At 65.3% G+C, this 6,000-nt stretch carries 5 protein-coding genes and 1 tRNA gene; 5 read left to right on the forward strand and 1 reads right to left on the reverse strand.

Going from position 1 to position 6,000, the window contains the following annotated elements; all coding sequences use genetic code 11:
• Positions 1–155 precede the first annotated feature (155 nt).
• Positions 156–1,199 carry a 1-phosphofructokinase family hexose kinase gene (locus ZAL01S_RS07625; protein WP_066081882.1) on the reverse strand — a complete coding sequence of 348 codons (1,044 nt, stop codon included), beginning with the start codon at positions 1,197–1,199 and terminating at the stop codon, positions 156–158.
• Between the two features lie 411 nt (positions 1,200–1,610).
• Here ZAL01S_RS07625 and rplJ point away from each other — a divergent pair, with 411 nt between their 5' ends.
• From rplJ to ZAL01S_RS07650, 5 genes are all read left to right on the forward strand, one after another.
• Positions 1,611–2,126 (forward strand): 50S ribosomal protein L10, encoded by a 516-nt coding sequence (gene rplJ, locus ZAL01S_RS07630; protein WP_066081885.1) that lies wholly within the window; start codon positions 1,611–1,613, stop codon positions 2,124–2,126.
• A gap of 42 nt (positions 2,127–2,168) precedes the next feature.
• Positions 2,169–2,558 (forward strand): 50S ribosomal protein L7/L12, encoded by a 390-nt coding sequence (rplL, locus tag ZAL01S_RS07635; protein ID WP_066081887.1) that lies wholly within the window; start codon positions 2,169–2,171, stop codon positions 2,556–2,558.
• Between the two features lie 253 nt (positions 2,559–2,811).
• Positions 2,812–4,041 (forward strand): hypothetical protein, encoded by a 1,230-nt coding sequence (locus ZAL01S_RS07640; RefSeq protein ID WP_066081889.1) that lies wholly within the window; start codon positions 2,812–2,814, stop codon positions 4,039–4,041.
• A gap of 358 nt (positions 4,042–4,399) precedes the next feature.
• The gene (locus tag ZAL01S_RS10125) at positions 4,400–5,626 is read left to right on the forward strand and encodes a hypothetical protein (protein WP_066081892.1); all 1,227 of its coding nucleotides are present in this window, start codon (positions 4,400–4,402) and stop codon (positions 5,624–5,626) included.
• A gap of 117 nt (positions 5,627–5,743) precedes the next feature.
• A tRNA-Ser gene (locus ZAL01S_RS07650) sits at positions 5,744–5,828 on the forward strand.
• Positions 5,829–6,000: the final 172 nt, after the last annotated feature.

Genomic DNA, 6,000 nt, shown 5'->3' on the forward strand with positions numbered 1-6,000 from the left:
CCTATTCTCGCCCAGACCACCGACACGCGGGCCTGCACGCGCCGCCTCGGGCGCGGTGGGTGGCCGAAGTCGTGACTGAATTGCACGCTCTAGGGGAGAATGGATGCGGGGGGAGCATCCATTCCCCTAGAGCGTGCAATCTGGCCGGCGCCCCGCTACTTCGCGAAGAACTTCGTCGGCTCCGAGAGCGGGCGCTCCGGGTCAGGCCGTTCGATGACGGCCTCCGGGAGCTGCGAGAGGTCCTGGATGATCGTCGTCGGCAGGCTCACGCAGAGCGCGCCGTATGAGACCGCGTGGGCGAGAGCGCGCTTGATGCCGAGGCGCGGCAGGTCGTCATGGAAGATGGCGCCGCCGACGCGTCCCGGGCCCTGGATGGAGTGGCCGAGGAAGCCAGCGAGCGTCGCGTCGCCAGCGCCGGTCGTGTTCACGATCGCGGGTGCCTTTGCGAGGCCCCACCAGGCCTCGTCGTGCGTGATCGCGAGGGCGCCGTCGCCGCCCATCGACACGAGCGCAACTTCGAGACCGTGGCGGTCGATGACCTCGCGGCCTGCCTCGAGCACATCGCCCACCGTCGTGAGGTGACGCTCGACGAGGGTGGCGAGCTCGTCGGCGTTCGGCTTGATGAGGTCGACGAGGCCGGATGACGTCCAGCGGTCGAGCGAGCCGCCGCTCGAGTCGAAGGCGATACGTACGCCGAGGGCGCGGGCGCGTTCGAACAGGCGCGAGAGGTCGACGCGGTCAGCCTTCTTCGACTCGGTGCCTTCACCGGCGTAGCGGGGGAGCGAGCCCGAGACGACGAGCCAGTCGGCGCGGAGGGTTTCGATCTCGGCGAGCGTCATGTCGACGGTCGCTTCCCAGTCGTCGCGGGGGACCGGCACCGGACGCTGGTTGATGTTTGTCGTGCGGCCGTCGGGCTCGAGGATGGCGGTGTTGACGCGCATGCGGCCCGGGATCTGGCGGATGCGGAGGACGTAGGGATGTGGCGTGCGGAAAAGGAGGTGTTCGTCTTCGCGGCCGATCGGGAGGACCGCGGAGGTGGGGACGCCAGCCTCGCGGAGCGTGCGCGAGACGTTGAGCCCCTTGCCGGAGAGGAACTCGCGCAGCTCGCTCGCACGGTTCACCTTGCCGGCATCGAACTCGTCGACGAGGTAGGTGCGGTCGATGACGGGAGCAGGGGTGAGCGAGACGACGGCAGTCATTGGCGGGCCTTTCCACGGGGTTGCTCGACCGTAACTGATGGGGGTGAACGGGGCGAGGAGTTGCAATATTGCACGCTGAAAGGGCTATCCCCTCATATAGGAAGGGATACGTCGCTTGGAGTGCATTTTTGACACGACCTCAGCGCGACTCGCCGCTTGCGTAGCGCGTGGAATCCGGCTTAAGCTATCCGAAGCCTTAGACCGCTGGTTCTTCCCGGCTGCTTGCAGCAGGGAGCGAAGGCCCCACAGATGGGCGACCCGCGCAGGTGATCGAAGCAATGCTTCGCGTGCTCACGCACGCGCATGCCCACGCTCCGGCCTCCTGTGCCGGAGCGTTTTTTGTTGGGTTTTGAGGATCTGCGGTACATGTGAGCGACTGCTCACACTGTGCATATGACAGAGAGGAGTGCCATGGCGACCAAGGAGGCAACCGTCGCCGAGCTCACGGAGAAGTTCCAGAGCTCGACCGCCGTTCTGCTGACTGAGTACCGCGGCCTCACCGTGGGGCAGCTCAAGACGCTGCGCCGTTCGATCGGTGAAGACGCGACGTACGCCGTGGTGAAGAACACGCTGGCCAAGATTGCGGCAAACAACGCCGGAATCTCCGCCTTCGACGACGAGCTCGTCGGCCCGAGCGCTATTGCGTTCGTGCACGGCGACCCCGTTGCCGTGGCCAAGGGCCTGCGCAACTTCGCCAAGGACAACCCTCTCCTGGTGATCAAGGGCGGTTACTTCGACGGTAACCCGCTCACCCCGGAAGAGGTCAACAAGCTCGCCGACCTCGAGTCCCGCGAAGTTCTGCTCGGCAAGCTTGCCGGCGCCTTCAAGGCCTCGCTGTTCGGTGCCGCATACATGTTCACCGCGCCCGCTGCCAAGGCCGTTCGTACGGTCGACGCGCTGCGCGAAAAGCAGGAGTCCGCGAACTAGTCCATCCGGACCCCGCGGTTTAACGACAACAAGGAGAAACCCATGGCAAAGCTCACCGCTGACGAGCTCATCGAAGCCTTCAAGGAGCTCACCCTCATCGAGCTCTCGGAGTTCGTGAAGAAGTTCGAGGAGACCTTCGAGGTCACCGCTGCTGCCCCTGTCGCTGTTGCTGCCGCTGGCGCACCGGCTGCCGGTGGCGACGCTCCGGCTGCTGAGGAGAAGGACGAGTTCGACGTCATCCTCGAGGCTGCTGGCGACAAGAAGATCCAGGTCATCAAGGAGGTCCGCGGTCTCACGTCGCTTGGCCTCGGCGAGGCCAAGGCACTCGTTGACGGCGCTCCGAAGGCCGTCCTCGAGGGCGTCAACAAGGAGACGGCTGAGAAGGCCAAGGAGGCCCTCGAGGGCGCCGGCGCCACCGTCACCCTCAAGTAGTCTTCGCTTTCGCGAACTGCTTCGATCGCCTCGCGATCAACGCACTGTACAGGGCGTCGTCCTCCGGGACGGCGCCCTGTTGCGTTGTCGCGGGGCAGTGTTGTGTCGGTTCAGGCTGTGACAGAAGTGATGCTCCGTGTTCATTGGGGTGGATGCTGTGCGTGAGGCTGATTAAGGCCTTTCTGCTGGGTGTGAATCCACCTACAACCTGAGGACGATTGAATAACGCCGATGTTCGTGTTTGCCTTGAGGCATGATCGCTCGTGAGAACTCTTCGCGCCTCCGCGCAGTGTCCCTGACGGTCGCCTTCGGTGTTGTTGCCGGTGGCGTCGCCCTCGTGGCTCCTATGACTGCTCCCGCTGCCTTTGCGGCTCCGACCGACCCGGTGGTGGCGCCTGCTGCGGCCACTCCGGCGGTGTCGGTTGTCTCGACCGACCTTACGGTTGGTGCTATCAACGCAAACGGCATCGAGGTCCGCGTGACGGGCCTCCAGCCGGGCCAGACCTTCGACATGGTTGCCTACTCGCAGGCGGACGGTTCGATGATCGCTCCGCGTGCAGGTGTCAACAAGCCGTTCACCGCTGAGGCAGACGGCACCTGGCAGGGTGCTGTCGTCTTCGATACCACTTGGGTTGCCGGTGACTACTCGATCGCCGTCGGTGGCACGGGCGCGACGGTGACGGCACCGTTCACGCTCGTTGACGTCGCTGTCGAGCCGAGCATGCACCTCACGAACGACGGTGGCGACGGCCAGTACACGGTCGCCGAGGCAGACGCCAACGGTGTCGCCTGGGAGGCAGTTGGCCTCACCCCCGCTGCCGAAGTGACCGTTTCGATGGTTCTCCCTGACGGCTCGGTCGAGGTTCTCGACGAAGTCCAGTACATCGTTGAGCCGAACGGTGGCGTTGCTGGCACCGTCACGATCACGGGTGGCTCGTGGGACACCGGCAAGTACGTCATCACCGCTGTTGAGGGCCAGACTGAGCTTCAGGTCGGCTTCGAGGTTGTTGCCGAAGCGAAGACGGTCGAGCCGGGCGGCGCCCTCACCAACGACGAGGGTGAAGACGGCATCTACACCGTTGCTCAGGCGGATGAGAAGGGGATCGCTTGGGGGGCCTGGGGCCTCACTCCGGACTCGCCGGCCAAGGTTGTCCTCCGCCTTCCCGACGGCACTGAAGAGGTGCTCGACGACGCCGAGTACATCACCGACGCTGACGGGAACGTCGCTGGTGAAGTGTGGCTCGAGAACGCTTCGTGGGATGAGGGTGACTACGTCATCCTTGTGACCGTCGACGGCAAGACCGTTGAGATCCCCTTCACTGTCTCGAACGGTGAGGCCAAGACCGACGAGGGCGAGCAGGGCGGCGAAGCACAGCGCCTCGCAGCCACCGGTGCTGACGCCTTCGGCCCGGCCGGTCTCGCGCTCATGACGCTCATTGCTGGTGCAGGCGCTGTCGCTGCCTCGCGCCGCTTCGCAAAGTAAGGAAGGCCGCAGCACGAGCTGCCTCCCACCCGTAGCCCCGTCCAGCTCTTGGGCGGGGCTACGGCCGTTCTTGTGGGCGTTCTGGTCGAGGTGCTCGGGGAGGCCTCTCGGCGTGTCGCAAAATTCGATTAAAGATTTTTTCGGGGCGTGTCGTGTCGGCTGTGTCTCGTGTTTCGGGTGTAGCGGATGTGACGAACGTTACGTACGATGCGCATGAATACGCGGGAGTTGGCCGTTTCGCCTGCGTCTCGACGGTCGGAAGATGCAAATGTGCTGGACATTTGCGCGCCACTCCCGCGCGGTGCTTGACCTTCATGGTGCATAGACACAGAATGCGCCCCGCTGTTAGCGTGCTGCCATGATCTCGGACACCTTCTCCTCGACCACGACTCGCACGCGCGTGACCGCACTCACGCTCGCCTTCGGCGTCGTGGCTGGTGGCGTCGCCCTCGCGGCCGCCCCGAGCTTCGCAAACCCGGATGCGGCCATTGAACAGAGCTCGCCCGTCACGCTGACGGCGAGCGCCGACACGATCACCCCGAAGGATGCCCTCACCGTCACCGGTGCTGGCTTCACGCCCGGCGCCATGGTGTACGTCCAGGTCACCGACCCGAACGGCGTCCCGAACTTCGCCTACGACTCCGAGGCCCTCACCGCTGACGACGCAGGTGTCGTCACTGCGACCATCGATGCCCCGAGCACCGGTTGGGATGAAGGCACCTACGAATTTGGTCTCTTCGAATCCGACTCGATGAAGGCTGCCCTGCCCATCACGGTGGATGCTGCGGCAACGGCCACCCCGACCGCAACGCCCACGGAAACCGCAACTGCGTCGCCGACGGAGACTGCGGTCGCCACCCCGACCGAGGCGGCTACGGCAACTCCGAGCGAGACACCGACGGCCACGCCGACTGAGGAAGCCACGGCAACGCCGACTGCGGAAGCGACTCCTGAAGTTGCTGTGCCGGTCGAGACAACCTCGCCCGCCCTCCCGACCGAGCCGGCAGTTCCGGCAGCCTCGGCAACCTCGGAGGCAACCCAGGCTGTTCCGACCGAGATTGCTCCCGCTGAGCAACCCTGGGCGCACGCGCTCAAGGAGAAGCTCACTGCCGCCGAAGCGCAGGCTGACGGTGTCTCGTACGAGCTCGGCAACTTCGCCCCCGGCCAGGAGCTCGAACTCGTGCTCACCCTGCCCGACGGCTCCGCCGCACACTTCGAGTCGAGCGACGCGATCATCCCGGACGCTGAGGGGGGCTACGCCGGCACGATCAGCAACACTGGCGAGTGGCAGCCGGGCGAATACCTCGTCCAGGTGCAGGCCAAACCCGAGCAGAGCGCAGCCGGTAACATCGTCGCCGCAGCAGCCGCAACTGAGCGCCAGCACGCCACCTTCACCTTTGTGATCGACGGTGCCGCCGCTGCAGATGCTGGCCAGGCTCCGGCATCCCAGCAGTCCGAACCCAACAACCTCGTTGGCACCGGTGCCGAGCCCTTCGGTCCGGCCGGTCTCGCACTCGTCACGCTTGTCGCGGGGGCAGGCATCTTCGCCCTCACGCGTCGCGCCGAAAGCCGCCGCAGCGAGTAAGGAGCGACACAGCATCCACGCGGTGACTCAGTCGTGAGATCAGGCCAGAACCGGATTCGCGGATTCTGGCCTGATCCGGTTAGGATGGTCGCTGGTCTGTGTCGCGACACAGGCGCTGGAGGATTCGCCTAGTGGCCTATGGCGCACGCTTGGAAAGCGTGTTGGGTGCAAGCCCTCAGGGGTTCGAATCCCCTATCCTCCGCGGTCGAGGGCCCCGAAAGGGGCCCTCTTCGTTTTGTAGATGGTTGCGTGAGGCTGGGGCACGGAACGCTGGCGCGTTCCGGGGGTTCGAATCCCCTATCCTCCGCGGTCGAGGGCCCCGAAAGGGGCCCTCTTCGTTTTGTAGATGGTTGCGTGAGGCTGGGGCGCGGAAA

The organism is [Zimmermannella] alba NBRC 15616, assembly GCF_001570905.1.
Taxonomy (GTDB): domain Bacteria; phylum Actinomycetota; class Actinomycetes; order Actinomycetales; family Microbacteriaceae; genus Pseudoclavibacter; species Pseudoclavibacter albus.

Excerpts from the sequence above, each read along its gene's own strand:
- ZAL01S_RS10125 (WP_066081892.1), top strand. The coding sequence starts at position 4,400 with ATGATCTCGGACACCTTCTCCTCGACCACGACTCGCACGCGCGTGACC.
- rplJ (WP_066081885.1), top strand. The coding sequence starts at position 1,611 with ATGGCGACCAAGGAGGCAACCGTCGCCGAGCTCACGGAGAAGTTCCAG.
- rplL (WP_066081887.1), top strand. The coding sequence starts at position 2,169 with ATGGCAAAGCTCACCGCTGACGAGCTCATCGAAGCCTTCAAGGAGCTC.
- ZAL01S_RS07625 (WP_066081882.1), bottom strand. The coding sequence starts at position 1,199 with ATGACTGCCGTCGTCTCGCTCACCCCTGCTCCCGTCATCGACCGCACC.
- ZAL01S_RS07640 (WP_066081889.1), top strand. The coding sequence starts at position 2,812 with ATGATCGCTCGTGAGAACTCTTCGCGCCTCCGCGCAGTGTCCCTGACG.